An 18,559-nucleotide genomic window follows, 5' to 3' on the forward strand; every position below is an offset into this window, starting at 1 on the left:
CACCAGTGACCTGTTTGAGCGAGAGTTACTCGTCTTCCAGCTCGATGTTGATACCCAGCGAACGAATCTCTTTCAACAGTACGTTGAAGGACTCTGGCATCCCCGGTTCCATCTGATGGTTGCCGTCCACGATGTTCTTATACATCTTGGTACGACCATTCACGTCATCAGACTTAACGGTGAGCATTTCCTGCAGGGTGTATGCCGCGCCATATGCTTCCAGCGCCCACACTTCCATCTCCCCGAAGCGCTGACCACCGAACTGCGCCTTACCACCCAGCGGCTGCTGAGTAACCAGGCTGTAGGAACCGGTGGAACGCGCATGCATTTTGTCATCAACCAGGTGGTTCAGTTTCAGCATGTACATGTAGCCAACGGTAACCTGGCGCTCGAACTGCTCACCGGTACGACCGTCGAACAGTGTGATCTGACCGGAAGTCGGCAGGCCACCCAGCTGTAACAGTTCCTTGATTTCAGACTCTTTCGCACCGTCGAAGACCGGCGTTGCGATCGGCATGCCTTTACGCAGGTTTTCAGCCAGACGCAGTACTTCGTCATCGCTGAAGGTGCTCAGGTCGACTTTCTGACGAACGTCAGCGCCCAGATCGTATGCACGCTGGATGAACTCGCGCAGTTTCGCGACTTCCTGCTGCTGTTTCAGCATGGCGTTAATCTTGTCGCCAATACCTTTCGCAGCCATACCCAGGTGGGTTTCAAGGATCTGACCGATGTTCATACGAGACGGTACGCCCAGCGGGTTCAGTACGATGTCTACCGGCGTGCCGTTTTCATCGTATGGCATATCTTCGATCGGGTTGATCTTGGAGATAACACCCTTGTTACCGTGACGACCTGCCATCTTATCACCAGGCTGGATCTGACGTTTAACGGCCAGATAAACCTTAACAATCTTCAGCACGCCCGGTGCCAGATCGTCGCCCTGAGTGATCTTACGGCGTTTCGCTTCGAGTTTTTTCTCGAACTCGTGTTTCAGTTCGTCGTACTGCTCAGCCAGCTGTTCCAGCTGATTCTGTTTCGCTTCGTCGGTCAGGCCGAGTTCCAGCCAGCGGTCGCGCGGCAGTTTGTCGAGCTTCTCAGCTTCAACGCCACCGGATACCAGCACGGAGTGGATACGGCTGAACAGGCCAGCTTCGAGGATCTGCAGTTCTTCAGACAGGTCTTTCTTCGCCTGTTTGAGCTGCATCTCTTCGATTTCCAGCGCACGTTTGTCTTTTTCCACGCCATCGCGGGTGAAGACCTGAACGTCGATAACCGTACCGGAAACACCGTTTGGTACGCGCAGAGAAGAGTCTTTAACGTCAGACGCTTTCTCACCGAAGATCGCGCGCAGCAGTTTCTCTTCTGGCGTCAGCTGGGTTTCACCTTTCGGCGTTACCTTACCAACCAGAATGTCGCCGCCGGTCACTTCTGCACCGATGTAAACGATACCGGATTCATCCAGTTTGGAGAGCGCAGCTTCACCCACGTTCGGGATGTCAGCGGTGATCTCTTCCGGCCCCAGTTTGGTGTCACGGGACACACAAGCCAGTTCCTGGATGTGAATAGTGGTGAAACGATCTTCCTGAACCACACGCTCGGAGACGAGGATGGAGTCTTCGAAGTTGTAACCATTCCACGGCATGAACGCTACGCGCATGTTCTGACCGAGCGCCAGTTCACCGAGGTCGGTGGACGGACCATCTGCCAGCACGTCGCCGCGCTCAATCGGCTCACCCAGGTAAACACACGGCATCTGGTTGATGCAGGTGTTCTGGTTAGAACGGGTGTATTTGGTCAGGTTGTAGATGTCGATACCTGCTTCGCCCGGGTACATCTCGTCTTCGTTAACTTTGATAACGATACGGGAAGCATCCACGTACTGAACGGTACCGCCACGTTTCGCAACGGCAGTTACGCCGGAGTCAACGGCAACAGCACGTTCCATACCGGTACCAACCAGCGGCTTATCAGCGCGCAGAGTCGGAACCGCCTGACGTTGCATGTTCGCACCCATCAATGCACGGTTGGCGTCATCGTGTTCCAGGAACGGGATCAGGGATGCACCGACGGAAACCACCTGCTGGGTGGATACGTCCATGTAGTCAACCTGGTCTGCGCTGAAGAGGCTTGATTCGCCTTTGCTGCGGCAGGTTACCAGATCTTCTGCAAAACGCCCTTCTTCCGTCAGGTTGGTGTTCGCCTGAGCGATAACGTAGTTACCCTCTTCAATTGCAGAGAGGTAATGGATCTCGTCAGTCACCACGCCGTCAGTCACTTTACGGTACGGCGTTTCGAGGAAGCCATATTCGTTAGTCTGTGCATAGACGGACAGGGAGTTGATCAGACCGATGTTCGGACCTTCAGGCGTTTCGATTGGACATACGCGACCGTAGTGAGTCGGGTGTACGTCTCGAACTTCAAAGCCTGCGCGCTCACGGGTCAGACCGCCCGGGCCAAGTGCAGAGATACGACGTTTGTGCGTAATCTCAGACAGCGGGTTGTTCTGATCCATAAACTGAGAGAGCTGGCTGGAGCCGAAGAACTCTTTCACCGCCGCCGAAATCGGCTTGGCGTTGATCATGTCCTGCGGCATCAGGGTATCCAGATCGCCCAGAGAGAGACGCTCTTTCACCGCACGCTCTACACGCACCAGGCCAACGCGGAATTGGTTTTCCGCCATTTCGCCTACGGAACGGATACGACGGTTGCCGAGGTGGTCGATATCATCCACTTCACCGATGCCGTTACGGATACCGATGAGCTTCTTCATCACTTCGATGATGTCGTCGTTGCTCAGGATACCGGAACCTTCAATGCTGTCGCGCAGCAGAGAACGGTTGAACTTCATGCGGCCTACCGCAGAAAGGTCGTAGCGGTCTTCGGAGAAGAACAGGTTTTCGAACAGGCTTTCAGCCGCTTCGCGAGTCGGCGGCTCACCCGGGCGCATCATGCGGTAGATTTCTACCAGCGCGCTCAGACGATCGTTAGTTGGGTCGACGCGTACGGTTTCAGAGATGTACGGGCCGTGATCCAGATCGTTGGTGAACAGCGTTTCGATACGTTTGTGACCGGCCTGGCTCAGTTTAGCCAGCAGATCGAGCGACAGCTCCATGTTAGCCGGGCAGATCAGCTCGCCAGTGGATTCGTCAACGTAGTCTTTCGCCGCAACTTTGCCCGCGATGTACTCAACCGGCACTTCGATATGTTGGATTTCGTCTTTTTCCAGCTGACGAATGTGGCGCGCGGTGATGCGGCGGCCTTTCTGAACATACATTTTGCCGTTGGCTTCGATATCGAAGGAGGCGGTTTCGCCACGCAGGCGTTCCGGTACCAGTTCCATCTGCAGCTTGTTGTCGCGGATCTCAAAGACCACTTTTTCAAAGAACAGGTCAAGGATCTGTTCAGTGGTGTAGTTCAGCGCGCGCAGAATGATGGTTGCCGGCAGCTTACGACGACGGTCGATACGAACGAACAGGTTGTCTTTCGGATCGAACTCAAAGTCCAGCCATGACCCACGGTAAGGAATGATACGTGCGTTATAGAGCACCTTACCGGAAGAGTGGGTTTTACCCTTGTCGCTGTCAAAGAAGACGCCCGGGCTACGGTGCAGCTGAGAAACGATAACACGCTCAGTACCGTTGATAACAAAGGTACCGTTGTCGGTCATGAGCGGAATTTCGCCCATGTAGACTTCTTGTTCTTTAATGTCTTTTACGGTGCCTTCCGGCGCTTCGCGCTCGTAGATCACCAGACGCAGTTTTACGCGCAGCGGGGCGGAGTACGTCACACCACGGATTTGACACTCTTTAACGTCAAATACGGGTTCGCCAAGACGGTAGCTGACGTATTGCAGTTCCGAATTGCCGCTGTAGCTCTTGATCGGGAACACGGAGCGGAATGCCGCTTCGAGCCCGTACTGGCCTTCAGGATCTTGCTCGATGAACTTCTGGAACGAGTCAAGCTGGATAGAAAGGAGATAGGGAACATCCAGTACTTGTGGACGTTTACCAAAATCCTTACGAATACGTTTTTTCTCGGTATAGGAGTAAACCATAGGGTTCCTCAGCTCGCTGACAAGTCGACCCATCTGCCCAGGGAAAGGACAGTTTGTGCAACACTATTTTTTTGACCGGAAAGTGGAGCACTTTCCGCAATGCTTGTTGCTATCACGCTTAAATCATTTCATTGCGATTTACACAGCGCCGAGCGACTGTCGCAGTATATTAAGTCGTCGATAGAAACAAGCATTGAAAAGGCAACAGGTAGTCAAACAGTGTGAAACACTACCAGCGCCTTCTACAGCGCAAAAAGGCTGGTGACCAAAAAGTCACCAGCCATCAGCCTGATTTCTCAGGCTGCAACCGGAAGGGTTGGCTTATTTAACTTCAACTTCAGCGCCAGCTTCTTCCAGAGATTTTTTCAGAGCTTCAGCGTCATCTTTGCTCACGCCTTCTTTCAGAGCGGCCGGAGCAGATTCTACCAGGTCTTTAGCTTCTTTCAGACCCAGGCCAGTTGCGCCACGTACTGCTTTGATAACAGCAACTTTGTTAGCGCCAACAGCTTTCAGAATAACGTCGAATTCAGTTTTCTCTTCAGCAGCTTCAGCAGCCGGGCCAGCAGCAACAGCTACAGCGGCAGCAGCAGAAACACCGAATTTTTCTTCCATTGCAGAGATCAGTTCAACAACGTCCATTACGGACATAGCGGAAACTGCTTCAATGATTTGATCTTTAGTGATAGACATTTAAATTGTTCCTGAATATCAGAATAAGTTTATACGTAAGCGAATGCGTTATAGAGAAAACTGCGATTAAGCAGCTTCTTTCGCATCGCGTACAGCAGCCAGAGTACGAACCAGTTTGCCAGCAGAGGCTTCTTTCATGGTTGCCATCAGGCGTGCAATTGCTTCTTCGTAGGTCGGCAGGGTTGCCAGGCGATCGATCTGGGACGCCGGGATCAACTCACCTTCAAAGGCAGCGGCTTTGACCTCAAATTTTGCATTCGCTTTCGCGAAATCTTTGAACAGACGAGCAGCAGCGCCCGGGTGTTCCATAGAATATGCAATCAGGGTCGGACCAACGAACGCGTCTTTCAGGCACTCGAACTGAGTACCTTCAACAACACGGCGCAGCAGGGTGTTGCGAACAACACGCATGTAAACGCCGGCTTCGCGACCTGCTTTACGCAGTTCGGTCATTTTATCTACGGTAACGCCACGGGAATCCGCAACAACCGCAGACAGCGCGCCTTTGGCTACTTCGCTGACTTCAGCAACAATCGCTTGTTTGTCTTGAAGATTTAAAGCCATTAGCTTTGCTCCTGGATGTTTGCCAGGGCTCATGCCCTGGAACTCACTTCACTCTTTTCAACGAAAAGAGCGTCTTAATACGGTGAGCAGAAACAAGCCAAAGAGTACTTAAAAAATATTCTTCAGGTTCTGTCACCGTCTACGCAGGGAATTAAGTCTCTTGCGAAACACCTGCGGTCTTCGACGGAGGCCTGGATAGGCCAGGCTCCAACGAACAAATCTGTTTGTTTGCTAGCTTACGCGAGCAAAACGTGGGGGAAGATTGTAGACAAATCCGCCACCCACGTAAAGGCGAATATTAGTTCGCCGCTGCGTTCAGACCAGCCTGGTCTACCGCAACACCAGCACCCATGGTGGTGGAGATGCTAACTTTCTTGATGTACACGCCTTTCGCCTGAGACGGTTTTGCTTTTTTCAGCGCAACCAGCAGAGACTCCAGGTTTTCTTTCAGTTTGTCAGCGTCAAAGTCCACTTTACCGATGGTGGTGTGGATGATGCCGTTTTTGTCGTTACGGTAACGAACCTGACCCGCTTTAGCGTTCTTAACCGCTTCAGCAACGTTCGGCGTTACAGTACCAACTTTCGGGTTCGGCATCAGGCCGCGCGGACCCAGAACCTGGCCCAGCTGGCCAACAACGCGCATTGCATCCGGGGAAGCAATAACAACGTCAAAGTTCATTTCGCCTTTCTTGATCTGGTCAGCCAGATCTTCCATACCTACCAGCTCAGCGCCAGCTGCTTTAGCAGCTTCAGCGTTCGGGCCCTGGGCAAATACGGCTACGCGAACAGAACGGCCAGTACCGTGCGGCAGTACAGTTGCACCACGTACGTTCTGGTCAGATTTACGTGCGTCGATGCCGAGGTTAACGGCAACGTCTACGCTTTCTACGAATTTAGCAGTGGCCAGCTCTTTCAGCAGAGCAATGGCTTCGTTGATGTCGTACTGTTTGGTCGCATCAACTTTGTCACGGATCACGCGCATACGCTTGGTCAGTTTAGCCATTTCTTAATCCTCCACTACCAGGCCCATGGAACGCGCAGTACCTTCGATTGAGCGAGTCATCGCTTCAATGTCAGCACCGGTCATGTCCGCGGCTTTAGTCTGAGCGATTTCCTGCAGCTGAGCGCGGGAGATGGTGCCCACTTTGTCTTTGTTCGGCTTGCCGGAACCAGACTTGATACCAGCCGCTTTCTTCAGCAGAACTGCTGCCGGAGGCGTTTTGGTAACGAAAGTGAAGGAACGGTCAGCGTAAACGGTAATAACAACCGGAATCGGCAGACCTTTTTCCATGGATTCTGTTTTTGCGTTGAACGCTTTGCAGAATTCCATGATGTTAACACCCTGCTGACCCAGAGCCGGACCAACCGGTGGGCTCGGGTTTGCCATGCCAGCTGCAACCTGCAGCTTGACGTAGGCCTGGACTTTCTTAGCCATTGAAATTTCCTCGTTTGGGTATAGCGCCCCGAAAGGCTCCCCGTGGTTAAAACTGTTTTACCGGTTCAGAACCCGTAAAAACAAAAGGCGCGAAATTGTATGTCAATTTCGCGCCCTGTGCAACGTTTGATCGCCGAATATTTAGGCTTTTTCGACCTGGCTGAAGTCCAGCTCTACCGGGGTCGCACGACCGAAGATAGAGACGGAAACTTTCAGGCGGGACTTCTCGTAGTCCACCTCTTCAACCACACCGTTAAAGTCGGCAAACGGACCATCGCTAACGCGGACCATTTCACCCGGCTCGAACAGCGTTTTCGGACGCGGCTTATCACCAACCTGCTGCAGGCGGTTCATGATCGCATCCACTTCTTTGTCGCTAATCGGCGCCGGACGATCGGAGGTACCACCGATGAAGCCCATTACGCGCGGAACGCTGCGCACCAGGTGCCAGCTGGCGTCGTTCATTACCATCTGGACAAGTACGTAGCCCGGGAAGAATTTGCGTTCGCTTTTGCGACGCTGGCCGCCACGGATTTCGACCACTTCTTCGGTCGGCACCATAACTTCGCCAAACAACTCTTCCATGTTGTGTAATTTGATATGCTCGCGCAGCGACGTTGCTACGCGGCCTTCAAAACCGGAAAACGCCTGAACGACGTACCAGCGCTTTTTAGGAGCTTCAGACATCTCAGAACCTCAGGCCAGTGATAAAGGAAACCAGGCGGACCAGAATACCATCCAGCCCCCACAGGATCAGTGACATAACTGCGGTGACCGCAGCCACAATCAACGTGGTGTGCAATGTTTCCTGACGAGTGGGCCAAATCACTTTACGTACTTCGGTTCTCGCTTCACGGGCAAAAGCAACGGTCGCTTTTCCCTTCGTCGTCAACAGCGCGACACCACCTGCTGCAGCAATCAGAATTACAACTGCCAGCGCGCGGAGCGGCAGCATCATGTCACGATAAAGATAGTTGCCAACGATAGCCACGAGCAGCAGTACTGCAACAACAACCCACTTCATCGCTTCCAGGCCGCGCCCGCTCCCTTGAGCTTCGGTATTCGCACTCATAAACCAACCTGTCACAAGAATTCAGACAAACATTTTTGCCCCGCATAAGCGAGGCAACCAAACCGAAATGCTCTGGCGAGTTTCGGACTCACGCCCTCTTCAGAGCCTGTCTCAGCAATGATTATGGACAAAAAAATCACTGATGAGCCAGGTTCTGGGTCGAAAGCGTACAAAAAGGGCATCAAATGATGCCCTTTTCTTGCGCATTGCGTCAAATGTTATCAGCGATTAGCTGAGAACTTTTGCTACAACGCCCGCGCCAACGGTACGGCCGCCTTCACGGATTGCGAAACGCAGACCATCGTCCATCGCAATCGGGTGAATCAGGGTAACAACCATTTTGATGTTGTCGCCCGGCATTACCATCTCAACGCCTTCCGGCAGTTCGATGGTGCCAGTCACGTCAGTTGTACGGAAGTAGAACTGCGGACGGTAGCCTTTGAAGAACGGAGTATGACGGCCGCCTTCGTCCTTGGACAGGATGTACACTTCAGATTCGAATTTGGTGTGCGGCTTGATGGAACCCGGCTTAGCCAGTACCTGACCACGTTCGATTTCTTCACGTTTGATACCACGCAGCAGAACACCAACGTTCTCACCAGCACGGCCTTCGTCCAGCAGTTTGCGGAACATTTCAACGCCGGTACAGGTAGATTTCGCGGTGTCTTTGATACCAACGATTTCAACTTCTTCACCAACCTTGATGATACCGCGCTCTACACGACCGGTAACAACGGTACCACGACCGGAGATGGAGAATACGTCTTCGATCGGCAGCAGGAACGGCTTGTCAATCGCGCGCTCTGGTTCCGGGATGTAGGAATCCAGGTAGCCAGCCAGCTCGATGATTTTCTCTTCCCACTCAGCTTCGCCTTCCAGCGCTTTCAGCGCGGAACCGCGAACGATCGGGGTGTCGTCGCCCGGGAAGTCGTACTGAGACAGCAGCTCACGCACTTCCATCTCAACCAGTTCCAGCAGCTCTTCGTCATCAACCATGTCACATTTGTTCAGGAACACGATGATGAACGGAACGCCTACCTGACGACCCAGCAGGATGTGCTCACGGGTCTGCGGCATCGGGCCGTCAGTCGCAGCAACAACCAGGATCGCGCCGTCCATCTGCGCAGCACCGGTGATCATGTTTTTAACATAGTCGGCGTGGCCCGGGCAGTCTACGTGCGCGTAGTGGCGAGTCGGGGTGTCATATTCAACGTGAGAGGTGTTGATGGTGATACCACGAGCTTTTTCTTCCGGCGCGTTATCGATCTGGTCGAATGCGCGAGCAGCACCGCCGTAGGTCTTAGCCAGTACGGTAGTGATTGCAGCAGTCAGCGTTGTTTTACCATGGTCAACGTGGCCGATAGTACCGACGTTAACGTGCGGTTTTGTACGTTCAAACTTTTCTTTAGACATCGATTGTCCCTCTAAGACACGGATAAATCGGTGATATCACCACATCAACCAGGCAACATGCCCGACTCGTTGAATGCTAAATAACAGAAGAGAAACCAGGAAGGAGAAGTGAAGTGGTGCTGATACCCAGAGTCGAACTGGGGACCTCACCCTTACCAAGGGTGCGCTCTACCAACTGAGCCATATCAGCACGTCTGGAGCGGGCAGCGGGAATCGAACCCGCATCATCAGCTTGGAAGGCTGAGGTAATAGCCATTATACGATGCCCGCATCCTGAAACTCGGCTACCCAGTGCTTCTGTATTGCCGGGAGAAGATTCTCTCCCTGAGAGCTGATTCACTACTGACACCAACTCAGGTTACGTTTTAGCGTAACCGAAAATGGTGGTGGGGGAAGGATTCGAACCTTCGAAGTCTGTGACGGCAGATTTACAGTCTGCTCCCTTTGGCCGCTCGGGAACCCCACCGGACTTGATGGTGCCGACTACCGGAATCGAACTGGTGACCTACTGATTACAAGTCAGTTGCTCTACCTACTGAGCTAAGTCGGCATCAAGTAGCGCGCATTCTAGGGAGACCTGCGGAGGGATGCAACAAAAAAATTGCACAAAATGCTCTATCGCTCACATTTTGCACGACAACGCGAATAAATGCTGTAATTTCATGCAACACCGTGGAAAAAACCATCATATCTGCTCGCGAATTTGGTGCGCCAAAAGGTCGTTTCATCCCTTTTAATTTTATTGTCTGGCTGCGCATTCTCCTTAATGGGTGTAACCGATGGGTGGGAAACCCTCTCCAGAGTGTGATTTTTCATATAATTCACTGTCATCTGGTGTTAACCTCCTGCCCATTGTTCCCACTTATTTAATAACGCCGAGCCATAGCATTATCTAAAGAGATGCTCTCGTTGCGCGCCGCCAGGCGCACCGCAGAGAGCCATGGCAGGCCGATAAAAGCGTATGAGTAAAAAAGAGCAAACGTTAATGACGCCCTACCTACAGTTTAATCGCAGCCAGTGGGCTGCCCTTCGTGCTTCGGTTCCCATGACGCTGACCGAAGGCGAAATCGCAAGATTAAAAGGCATTAATGAAGACCTTTCTTTAGAAGAAGTGGCGGAAATTTATCTCCCTCTTTCCCGTTTACTCAATTTCTATATCAGCTCTAACTTGCGACGCCAGGCTGTGCTCGAACAATTTCTCGGCACTAACGGGCAGCGCATTCCTTATATCATTAGCATTGCCGGAAGCGTGGCAGTAGGTAAAAGCACCACGGCACGCGTACTGCAAGCCTTATTGAGCCGCTGGCCCGAACATCGCCGCGTTGAACTCATTACTACCGATGGTTTTTTACATCCAAACCAGGTGCTAAAAGATCGCGGTCTGATGAAGAAGAAAGGCTTTCCGCAATCTTATGATATGCATCGCCTTGTGAAATTCGTGTCAGATATCAAATCCGGGGTGACCAATGTTACCGCGCCGGTTTATTCGCACCTGATTTATGATGTCATTCCGGATGGTGACAAAACGGTTGCTCAGCCCGATATTCTGATTCTTGAAGGGTTGAATGTCCTGCAAAGCGGTATGGATTATCCTCATGACCCGCACCATGTATTTGTCTCTGACTTTGTCGATTTTTCAATATATGTCGATGCGCCTGAAGAGTTGCTGCAGAACTGGTATATCAATCGCTTCCTGAAATTCCGTGAAGGGGCATTTACCAACCCAGATTCTTATTTCCATAACTATGCGAAATTATCGAAAGAGGAAGCCGTCGAGATTGCGCAATCGCTGTGGAAAGAGATTAACGGGTTAAATCTTAAAGAGAATATCCTTCCAACGCGCGAGCGCGCGAGCCTGATTATGACTAAAAGCGCTAATCATGCTGTTGAAGAAGTACGTCTGCGTAAGTAATAAAAAAGGGAGCATCTCTGCTCCCTTTCAGTTATTCCGCGCTGCGTAGCGATATTTCCCCACCAACCCAGGGTTTAACTACGCCATCCTGCTCAAGCAACAAAGCCCCCTGCGAATCGATGCCGCGAGAGATACCGAAGATCTCTTTCTCGCCAATAATCAATTTAACCGGACGGTTAATAAAATTATCCAGCACTTCCCAGCGGGCAAGAAAAGGCGTGAGCCCCTCTTGTTCAAAGCAGTGCAGAGCGCTGCGTAACTCAGTGATAAGCCGTGCAGCAAGAACGTTGCGGTCGATACGCACGCCCGCTTCCTGCAGGTTAATCCAGCCCTGATTGATATCACCTGCCTGCGCATTTCGCATGGCCAGATTGACACCGGCGCCGATTACGATCTGCGCCGCATCGCCTGTTTTTCCCGTTAGTTCGACGAGGATGCCGGCCAGTTTGCGATCCTGAAGATAGAGGTCGTTAGGCCATTTCACACGCACCTGATCCGCACCTAAGTCGCGTAATACTTCAGTCATGACGATGCCAATAACCAGGCTTAAGCCGATAGCGGCAGCGGGGCCTTGTTCAAGACGCCAGTACATGGAGATATAGAGATTGGCACCAAAGGGCGAAATCCATTTCCGGCCGCGGCGTCCACGGCCTGCCTGCTGATACTCGGCGACACAGGCATCGCCTGACTGCAGTCCGGCAAGACGATCGAGCAAATACTGGTTAGTGGAGTCAATGACAGGCAATACCGCCACGCTCCCTTGCTCAACTTCGCGACGAATGAAAGTCTCATCCAGCAGTTGAATAGGTTCAGGAAGACTATAGCCTTTCCCCGGTACGGTGAAGACATCCACACCCCAGTCCCGAAGCGTCTGTATATGTTTATTGATTCCAGCCCGGCTCATACCCAGGCTTTCACCAAGCTGTTCACCGGAGTGAAACTCGCCATCAGCCAGAATCGAGATGAGCGTCAATGGGATAGTATTATCTTTCACGCAATAACCTCCACGGCATTCACCTCTCCGGCATGGCCAATAAAGCGCACCTCAGGCTCCAGCCAGACGTTGAATTTTTCGCCGACGCGCTGGCGCACTAAATGGGCAAGCTGAACCACATCATCACTTGTCGCCCGATCTGCATTAATGAGCACCAGAGCCTGTAAGTGATGAACGGCAGCTCCGCCTGTCGATGTCCCTTTCAACTGACATTGATCGATAAGCCAACCGGCGGCCAGTTTTACCGAGCCATCGGCCTGTGGATAGTGCGGGGCTTGAGGATGAGCAGCCAGCAGAGCAACGGCTTGTTCGGCAGAGATCACCGGATTTTTGAAGAAGCTGCCCGCATTACCGTAAATTTTGGGATCTGGCAGCTTGCTGGTACGCATATGACAAACGGCGTCGAAAACCTGCTGCGGTGTTACTGTCGCAGGATCAAGCCGGGTGAGGTCCCCATAGGTCAGTACCGGTTGCCAGGCTTTAGCCAGACGCAATCCTACGGCAGTGATCGCAACGCGATCCTGATACTCATGCTTGAATATGCTGTCACGATAGCCAAAGCGGCACTCTTTTGCGGTTAAACGTTGTTGCTTGCCACTGCTTAGTTCAACGCAATCAACGTAATCGCAGACACGTTGCAATTCAACGCCATACGCGCCGATATTCTGGATAGGTGAGGATCCCGTACAACCCGGGATTAGCGCCAGGTTTTCGAGACCGGGCATTCCGCGTTCAAGCGTGAATTGCACAAGCTGATGCCAGTTCTCACCAGCACCAACGTGCAGAAACCATGCATCAGCCTCTTCGCTAATAGTGATGCCTTTGATGCGATTGATGATGACGGTTCCGGCAAAATCCTCCAGGAAAAGCACATTACTGCCCTCTCCAAGAATTAGCACCGGTTGCTGATGCTCTACTGCACTCTGCCAGGCTTCCAGCAGTTGTTGGGTATTCTCGGCGCATACGATGCGACGGGCATTATGCTCAATACCAAAGGTATTCCACGGCTTAAGGGAGAGATTCATTCACGCTATCCTGATGCAAAAACAGGGCTAGTTTACCGTATCCGAAGGGGGAGCGCTTGCGGTGTTTCAGGAAGATACAACGCAAAAAGCCTCATGCTTTCGCATGAGGCTTTCGGCTTTGTTTGATGCCTGGCAGTTCCCTACTCTCGCATGGGGAGACCCCACACTACCATCGGCGCTACGGCGTTTCACTTCTGAGTTCGGCATGGGGTCAGGTGGGACCACCGCGCTAGTGCCGCCAGGCAAATTCTTTGTGCCCGGAACGTCTCTTTTACCCTGATGCGGCGTTGGCTGCGCTCGTAAAGTCAGTCACATACTTCAGTATGCTCCTTCCTTTCCGTCACTTGCCGCCTTGCCTCAGTGCAAAAGCGTTCGTTCCTTCAAATCTGGTATCAGCTGAAAATCTGTCTCTCACCGCCAAAACATCTTCGGCGTTGTAAGGTTAAGCCTCACGGTTCATTAGTACCGGTTAGCTCAACGCATCGCTGCGCTTACACACCCGGCCTATCAACGTCGTCGTCTTCAACGTTCCTTCAGGAGACTTAAAGTCTCAGGGAGAACTCATCTCGGGGCAAGTTTCGTGCTTAGATGCTTTCAGCACTTATCTCTTCCGCATTTAGCTACCGGGCAGTGCCATTGGCATGACAACCCGAACACCAGTGATGCGTCCACTCCGGTCCTCTCGTACTAGGAGCAGCCCCCCTCAATTCTCCAGCGCCCACGGCAGATAGGGACCGAACTGTCTCACGACGTTCTAAACCCAGCTCGCGTACCACTTTAAATGGCGAACAGCCATACCCTTGGGACCTACTTCAGCCCCAGGATGTGATGAGCCGACATCGAGGTGCCAAACACCGCCGTCGATATGAACTCTTGGGCGGTATCAGCCTGTTATCCCCGGAGTACCTTTTATCCGTTGAGCGATGGCCCTTCCATTCAGAACCACCGGATCACTATGACCTGCTTTCGCACCTGCTCGCGCCGTCACGCTCGCAGTCAAGCCAGCTTATGCCATTGCACTAACCTCCTGATGTCCGACCAGGATTAGCTGACCTTCGTGCTCCTCCGTTACGCTTTAGGAGGAGACCGCCCCAGTCAAACTACCCACCAGACACTGTCCGCAACCCGGATTACGGGTCCACGTTAGAACATCAAACATTAAAGGGTGGTATTTCAAGGTTGGCTCCACGCAGACTGGCGTCCACGCTTCAAAGCCTCCCACCTATCCTACACATCAAGGCTCAATGTTCAGTGTCAAGCTATAGTAAAGGTTCACGGGGTCTTTCCGTCTTGCCGCGGGTACACTGCATCTTCACAGCGAGTTCAATTTCACTGAGTCTCGGGTGGAGACAGCCTGGCCATCATTACGCCATTCGTGCAGGTCGGAACTTACCCGACAAGGAATTTCGCTACCTTAGGACCGTTATAGTTACGGCCGCCGTTTACCGGGGCTTCGATCAAGAGCTTCACCTTGCGGTTGACCCCATCAATTAACCTTCCGGCACCGGGCAGGCGTCACACCGTATACGTCCACTTTCGTGTTTGCACAGTGCTGTGTTTTTAATAAACAGTTGCAGCCAGCTGGTATCTTCGACTGGTTTCAGCTCCGCGAGCAAGTCGCTTCACCTACGCACCAGCGTGCCTTCTCCCGAAGTTACGGCACCATTTTGCCTAGTTCCTTCACCCGAGTTCTCTCAAGCGCCTTGGTATTCTCTACCTGACCACCTGTGTCGGTTTGGGGTACGATTTCGTGTTACCTGATGCTTAGAGGCTTTTCCTGGAAGCAGGGCATTTGTCACTTCAGCACCGTAGTGCCTCGTCATCACGCCTCAGTGTTAAAGTGAACCGGATTTACCTGGAACACACACCTACACGCTTAAACCGGGACAACCGTCGCCCGGCCGACATAGCCTTCTCCGTCCCCCCTTCGCAGTAACACCAAGTACAGGAATATTAACCTGTTTCCCATCGACTACGCCTTTCGGCCTCGCCTTAGGGGTCGACTCACCCTGCCCCGATTAACGTTGGACAGGAACCCTTGGTCTTCCGGCGAGCGGGCTTTTCACCCGCTTTATCGTTACTTATGTCAGCATTCGCACTTCTGATACCTCCAGCATGCCTCACAGCACACCTTCAACGGCTTACAGAACGCTCCCCTACCCAACAACACATAGTGTCGCTGCCGCAGCTTCGGTGCATGGTTTAGCCCCGTTACATCTTCCGCGCAGGCCGACTCGACCAGTGAGCTATTACGCTTTCTTTAAATGATGGCTGCTTCTAAGCCAACATCCTGGCTGTCTGGGCCTTCCCACATCGTTTCCCACTTAACCATGACTTTGGGACCTTAGCTGGCGGTCTGGGTTGTTTCCCTCTTCACGACGGACGTTAGCACCCGCCGTGTGTCTCCCGTGATAACATTCTCCGGTATTCGTAGTTTGCATCGGGTTGGTAAGCCGGGATGGCCCCCTAGCCGAAACAGTGCTCTACCCCCGGAGATGAATTCACGAGGCGCTACCTAAATAGCTTTCGGGGAGAACCAGCTATCTCCCGGTTTGATTGGCCTTTCACCCCCAGCCACAGGTCATCCGCTAATTTTTCAACATTAGTCGGTTCGGTCCTCCAGTTAGTGTTACCCAACCTTCAACCTGCCCATGGCTAGATCACCGGGTTTCGGGTCTATACCCTGCAACTTAACGCCCAGTTAAGACTCGGTTTCCCTGCGGCTCCCCTATACGGTTAACCTTGCTACAGAATATAAGTCGCTGACCCATTATACAAAAGGTACGCAGTCACCCCATAAAAGAGGCTCCCACTGCTTGTACGTACACGGTTTCAGGTTCTGTTTCACTCCCCTCGCCGGGGTTCTTTTCGCCTTTCCCTCACGGTACTGGTTCACTATCGGTCAGTCAGGAGTATTTAGCCTTGGAGGATGGTCCCCCCATATTCAGACAGGATACCACGTGTCCCGCCCTACTCATCGAGCTCACAACCTGTGTGCTTTTGTGTACGGGGCTGTCACCCTGTATCGCGCGACTTTCCAGACGCTTCCACTAACACTCAGGCTGATTCAGGCTCTGGGCTGTTCCCCGTTCGCTCGCCGCTACTGGGGGAATCTCGGTTGATTTCTTTTCCTCGGGGTACTTAGATGTTTCAGTTCCCCCGGTTCGCCTCACAGCACTATGTATTCATGCTGTGATAGTGCAACGGATTGCACTGGGTTTCCCCATTCGGACATCGCCGGCTGTAACGGTTCATATCACCTTACCGGCGCTTTTCGCAGATTAGCACGTCCTTCATCGCCTCTGACTGCCAGGGCATCCACCGTGTACGCTTAGTCGCTTAACCTCACAACCCGAAGATGTTTCGTAAAACATCTCTGATTGCGAAAATTTGAGAGACTCACGGAACAATTCGCATTGTTCTGTGTTTCAATTTTCAGCTTGATCCAGATTTTTAAAGAGCAAAACTTCGCAGCACACACAGCATGTGTACTCTGAAGTTTTCTTGTGACGAACAGTGAGGATGGTGGAGCTATGCGGGATCGAACCGCAGACCTCCTGCGTGCAAAGCAGGCGCTCTCCCAGCTGAGCTATAGCCCCATCGTAGTTAAACTCTGTACCTTGAATTCGTTTCCGGGCGCGGCGTGATGGAGCGAAGCATACGTAATGTATGTGAGCTTCAGCACAACAAAGCACGGGAGCGAATTTGGTAGGCCTGAGTGGACTTGAACCACCGACCTCACCCTTATCAGGGGTGCGCTCTAACCACCTGAGCTACAAGCCTGCAGAGATTTTCACTGCTCGTTATTTTTCATCAGACAATCTGTGTGGACACTGCAGGGAAAGGTTCTTTAAGGTAAGGAGGTGATCCAACCGCAGGTTCCCCTACGGTTACCTTGTTACGACTTCACCCCAGTCATGAATCACAAAGTGGTAAGCGCCCTCCCGAAGGTTAAGCTACCTACTTCTTTTGCAACCCACTCCCATGGTGTGACGGGCGGTGTGTACAAGGCCCGGGAACGTATTCACCGTGACATTCTGATTCACGATTACTAGCGATTCCGACTTCATGGAGTCGAGTTGCAGACTCCAATCCGGACTACGACGCACTTTATGAGGTCCGCTAGCTCTCGCGAGATTGCTTCTCTTTGTATGCGCCATTGTAGCACGTGTGTAGCCCTGGTCGTAAGGGCCATGATGACTTGACGTCATCCCCACCTTCCTCCAGTTTATCACTGGCAGTCTCCTTTGAGTTCCCGGCCGGACCGCTGGCAACAAAGGATAAGGGTTGCGCTCGTTGCGGGACTTAACCCAACATTTCACAACACGAGCTGACGACAGCCATGCAGCACCTGTCTCACAGTTCCCGAAGGCACCAATCCATCTCTGGAAAGTTCTGTGGATGTCAAGACCAGGTAAGGTTCTTCGCGTTGCATCGAATTAAACCACATGCTCCACCGCTTGTGCGGGCCCCCGTCAATTCATTTGAGTTTTAACCTTGCGGCCGTACTCCCCAGGCGGTCGACTTAACGCGTTAGCTCCGGAAGCCACGCCTCAAGGGCACAACCTCCAAGTCGACATCGTTTACGGCGTGGACTACCAGGGTATCTAATCCTGTTTGCTCCCCACGCTTTCGCACCTGAGCGTCAGTCTTCGTCCAGGGGGCCGCCTTCGCCACCGGTATTCCTCCAGATCTCTACGCATTTCACCGCTACACCTGGAATTCTACCCCCCTCTACGAGACTCAAGCCTGCCAGTTTCGGATGCAGTTCCCAGGTTGAGCCCGGGGATTTCACATCCGACTTGACAGACCGCCTGCGTGCGCTTTACGCCCAGTAATTCCGATTAACGCTTGCACCCTCCGTATTACCGCGGCTGCTGGCACGGAGTTAGCCGGTGCTTCTTCTGCGGGTAACGTCAATCGACGCGGTTATTAACCGCATCGCCTTCCTCCCCGCTGAAAGTACTTTACAACCCGAAGGCCTTCTTCATACACGCGGCATGGCTGCATCAGGCTTGCGCCCATTGTGCAATATTCCCCACTGCTGCCTCCCGTAGGAGTCTGGACCGTGTCTCAGTTCCAGTGTGGCTGGTCATCCTCTCAGACCAGCTAGGGATCGTCGCCTAGGTGAGCCGTTACCCCACCTACTAGCTAATCCCATCTGGGCACATCTGATGGCAAGAGGCCCGAAGGTCCCCCTCTTTGGTCTTGCGACGTTATGCGGTATTAGCTACCGTTTCCAGTAGTTATCCCCCTCCATCAGGCAGTTTCCCAGACATTACTCACCCGTCCGCCACTCGTCAGCGAAGCAGCAAGCTGCTTCCTGTTACCGTTCGACTTGCATGTGTTAGGCCTGCCGCCAGCGTTCAATCTGAGCCATGATCAAACTCTTCAATTTAA

11 protein-coding genes, 6 tRNA genes and 3 rRNA genes are annotated in these 18,559 nt (G+C 52.6%); 1 reads left to right on the plus strand and 19 read right to left on the minus strand.

What is annotated here, in order from left to right; translation table 11 throughout:
• Positions 1–25: 25 nt before the first annotated feature.
• The 12 genes from rpoB to EH164_RS21180 all read right to left on the minus strand — a co-directional run bounded on the left by rpoB (position 26) and on the right by EH164_RS21180 (position 9,778).
• Positions 26–4,054, minus strand: a complete 4,029-nt coding sequence (rpoB, locus tag EH164_RS21120) for a DNA-directed RNA polymerase subunit beta (RefSeq protein WP_124970764.1) — start codon at positions 4,052–4,054, stop codon at positions 26–28.
• Between the two features lie 321 nt (positions 4,055–4,375).
• A complete protein-coding gene (gene rplL / locus EH164_RS21125; protein WP_023479395.1) occupies positions 4,376–4,744 on the minus strand; it encodes a 50S ribosomal protein L7/L12 in 369 nt (122 codons plus the stop codon).
• A 66-nt stretch (positions 4,745–4,810) separates the two neighbouring features.
• Entirely contained in the window at positions 4,811–5,308 is a 498-nt protein-coding gene (gene rplJ, locus EH164_RS21130) for a 50S ribosomal protein L10 (protein WP_007704673.1), read from the minus strand.
• A gap of 298 nt (positions 5,309–5,606) precedes the next feature.
• The gene (gene rplA, locus EH164_RS21135; RefSeq protein ID WP_023479399.1) at positions 5,607–6,311 is read right to left on the minus strand and encodes a 50S ribosomal protein L1; all 705 of its coding nucleotides are present in this window, start codon (positions 6,309–6,311) and stop codon (positions 5,607–5,609) included.
• A gap of 3 nt (positions 6,312–6,314) precedes the next feature.
• Positions 6,315–6,743 (minus strand): 50S ribosomal protein L11, encoded by a 429-nt coding sequence (rplK, locus tag EH164_RS21140; protein WP_023479393.1) that lies wholly within the window; start codon positions 6,741–6,743, stop codon positions 6,315–6,317.
• 141 nt (positions 6,744–6,884) lie between these two features.
• Positions 6,885–7,430, minus strand: coding sequence for a transcription termination/antitermination protein NusG (nusG, locus tag EH164_RS21145; protein WP_006816549.1), 546 nt, complete (start codon positions 7,428–7,430; stop codon positions 6,885–6,887).
• 1 nt (position 7,431) lies between these two features.
• Positions 7,432–7,815, minus strand: coding sequence for a preprotein translocase subunit SecE (gene secE / locus EH164_RS21150; protein WP_003033128.1), 384 nt, complete (start codon positions 7,813–7,815; stop codon positions 7,432–7,434).
• A 228-nt stretch (positions 7,816–8,043) separates the two neighbouring features.
• Entirely contained in the window at positions 8,044–9,228 is a 1,185-nt protein-coding gene (gene tuf / locus EH164_RS21160) for an elongation factor Tu (protein ID WP_076768836.1), read from the minus strand.
• Positions 9,229–9,342: 114 nt separating this feature from the next.
• Positions 9,343–9,418, minus strand: a tRNA-Thr gene (locus EH164_RS21165).
• A gap of 5 nt (positions 9,419–9,423) precedes the next feature.
• A tRNA-Gly gene (locus tag EH164_RS21170) sits at positions 9,424–9,498 on the minus strand.
• A 111-nt stretch (positions 9,499–9,609) separates the two neighbouring features.
• A tRNA-Tyr gene (locus EH164_RS21175) sits at positions 9,610–9,694 on the minus strand.
• Positions 9,695–9,702: 8 nt separating this feature from the next.
• Positions 9,703–9,778, minus strand: a tRNA-Thr gene (locus EH164_RS21180).
• A 411-nt stretch (positions 9,779–10,189) separates the two neighbouring features.
• Here EH164_RS21180 and coaA point away from each other — a divergent pair.
• Positions 10,190–11,140, plus strand: a complete 951-nt coding sequence (gene coaA / locus EH164_RS21185) for a type I pantothenate kinase (protein ID WP_034812588.1) — start codon at positions 10,190–10,192, stop codon at positions 11,138–11,140.
• Positions 11,141–11,171: 31 nt separating this feature from the next.
• On the opposite strand, the gene birA is transcribed toward coaA, so the two are convergent.
• From birA to EH164_RS21220, 7 genes are all read right to left on the minus strand, one after another.
• Positions 11,172–12,134: a bifunctional biotin--[acetyl-CoA-carboxylase] ligase/biotin operon repressor BirA gene (gene birA / locus EH164_RS21190; RefSeq protein ID WP_124970767.1), complete on the minus strand. Its 963-nt coding sequence runs from the start codon at positions 12,132–12,134 to the stop codon at positions 11,172–11,174.
• Entirely contained in the window at positions 12,131–13,159 is a 1,029-nt protein-coding gene (murB, locus tag EH164_RS21195) for a UDP-N-acetylmuramate dehydrogenase (RefSeq protein WP_124970769.1), read from the minus strand. Before murB ends, birA begins: the two co-directional genes overlap by 4 nt.
• A gap of 127 nt (positions 13,160–13,286) precedes the next feature.
• Positions 13,287–13,402: ribosomal RNA gene (gene rrf / locus EH164_RS21200) — 5S ribosomal RNA — on the minus strand.
• A 195-nt stretch (positions 13,403–13,597) separates the two neighbouring features.
• Positions 13,598–16,504, minus strand: a 23S ribosomal RNA gene (locus EH164_RS21205).
• Positions 16,505–16,682: 178 nt separating this feature from the next.
• Positions 16,683–16,758 (minus strand) — tRNA-Ala (locus EH164_RS21210).
• Positions 16,759–16,865: 107 nt separating this feature from the next.
• A tRNA-Ile gene (locus tag EH164_RS21215) sits at positions 16,866–16,942 on the minus strand.
• A 73-nt stretch (positions 16,943–17,015) separates the two neighbouring features.
• Positions 17,016–18,557 (minus strand): 16S ribosomal RNA (locus EH164_RS21220).
• The 16S, 23S and 5S rRNA genes sit together here with 2 tRNA genes alongside, the layout of an rRNA operon.
• Positions 18,558–18,559 lie beyond the last annotated feature (2 nt).

Origin of the sequence: Kosakonia sp. CCTCC M2018092, from assembly GCF_003864115.1 — a bacterium.
Lineage (GTDB): Bacteria > Pseudomonadota > Gammaproteobacteria > Enterobacterales > Enterobacteriaceae > Kosakonia > Kosakonia cowanii.

Excerpts from the sequence above, each read along its gene's own strand:
- rplK (WP_023479393.1), bottom strand. The coding sequence starts at position 6,743 with ATGGCTAAGAAAGTCCAGGCCTACGTCAAGCTGCAGGTTGCAGCTGGC.
- rplL (WP_023479395.1), bottom strand. The coding sequence starts at position 4,744 with ATGTCTATCACTAAAGATCAAATCATTGAAGCAGTTTCCGCTATGTCC.
- tuf (WP_076768836.1), bottom strand. The coding sequence starts at position 9,228 with ATGTCTAAAGAAAAGTTTGAACGTACAAAACCGCACGTTAACGTCGGT.
- coaA (WP_034812588.1), top strand. The coding sequence starts at position 10,190 with ATGAGTAAAAAAGAGCAAACGTTAATGACGCCCTACCTACAGTTTAAT.
- rplA (WP_023479399.1), bottom strand. The coding sequence starts at position 6,311 with ATGGCTAAACTGACCAAGCGTATGCGCGTGATCCGTGACAAAGTTGAT.
- rplJ (WP_007704673.1), bottom strand. The coding sequence starts at position 5,308 with ATGGCTTTAAATCTTCAAGACAAACAAGCGATTGTTGCTGAAGTCAGC.
- rpoB (WP_124970764.1), bottom strand. The coding sequence starts at position 4,054 with ATGGTTTACTCCTATACCGAGAAAAAACGTATTCGTAAGGATTTTGGT.
- nusG (WP_006816549.1), bottom strand. The coding sequence starts at position 7,430 with ATGTCTGAAGCTCCTAAAAAGCGCTGGTACGTCGTTCAGGCGTTTTCC.
- murB (WP_124970769.1), bottom strand. The coding sequence starts at position 13,159 with ATGAATCTCTCCCTTAAGCCGTGGAATACCTTTGGTATTGAGCATAAT.
- secE (WP_003033128.1), bottom strand. The coding sequence starts at position 7,815 with ATGAGTGCGAATACCGAAGCTCAAGGGAGCGGGCGCGGCCTGGAAGCG.